This is a genomic window from Streptomyces sp. CO7, assembly GCF_053474865.1.
In genome coordinates this window covers 1,501,206-1,502,073 of sequence record NZ_JBRIOU010000002.1, presented here as the reverse complement: position 1 = coordinate 1,502,073, position 868 = coordinate 1,501,206, and the positions used below count along the sequence as shown (strand labels likewise).

At 74.3% G+C, this 868-nt stretch carries 2 pseudogenes; one reads left to right on the top strand and one right to left on the bottom strand.

Annotation, left to right across the window (positions count from 1 at the left end):
* Positions 1 to 249, bottom strand: a pseudogene (locus ACOV8S_RS08870) (GGDEF domain-containing protein); the annotation flags it as partial.
* A gap of 330 nt (positions 250 to 579) precedes the next feature.
* Here ACOV8S_RS08870 and ACOV8S_RS08865 point away from each other — a divergent pair.
* A pseudogene (locus ACOV8S_RS08865) lies at positions 580 to 868 on the top strand (hypothetical protein); the annotation flags it as partial.

Below are 868 nucleotides of genomic sequence, written 5' to 3'. Positions count from 1 at the left end.
CTCCAGGGTGCGGCCCACCGCCTCGGGCTCGACGTGGTCGGCGCGCACCAGCGCGGCCCCCGCCTCGGTCCCCGCCGCCGTGTCGGGGACCCGGGCGCGCAGGGCCTCCCGCAGTCCGCGGGCGGCCGGCAGCAGCCGTTCACCCAGTGCGCGCACCGCCTCGGGCGGCTCGCCCGGCAGGAGCGCCCGGCTCCACGCGGTGGCGAACCGGTCCGGGCCGTCCGTCGGCGAGTCCTGGACCCCCGTCATGCCGTCCGGCCTCCACCCACGCTCCGCGACGCACGGGCAGGACAGTTCATCTGGCACTCCGGGGAGTAGACGGCCGAGGGTCGAGGTGAGGCTACTGATCAATCGGCCAACCATGCGAGCAGAAACGGAAATTGACCATCCGATAGCGGTCACCTCCCGATGGCCGTCAATCGAATTGGCCTGACATGTCGTTAACATCGCGCCCCCATTTCCACCCGTTCGCAGCAATCGATGACACATCCGGCGTAGTCGCGGAGTGCCGTGACGATGATCACTCCCGTGGAGAGACCTACACGACATCGCCTCGTCCTGGCCACACGGACGCTCGCGGTGACCTCGATCGTCTGGTTCACCGGGCCCGGGTGGCCGACGGCGGCCGTGGCGGACGCCTGCGCGTACGCCTCGAGCGGCCCGCACGGCGCGGCCGCGGGCGTCGTCACGGACGCCGGAACCGTCGCGGTGGGGCCCGTGCCGCCGCCGGGCGGGTTCGCCGCTCCCCCCGGCGGCACGGTCGCCGTCGCCGGCCCGGACGGGTTCACCGCGGCGGCCGGGGACGCGATCGCGCGGCTCGACGGCGCGGGCGCGTACGCCCAGGTGGGGGCGTGCCCCAGGCCCACCC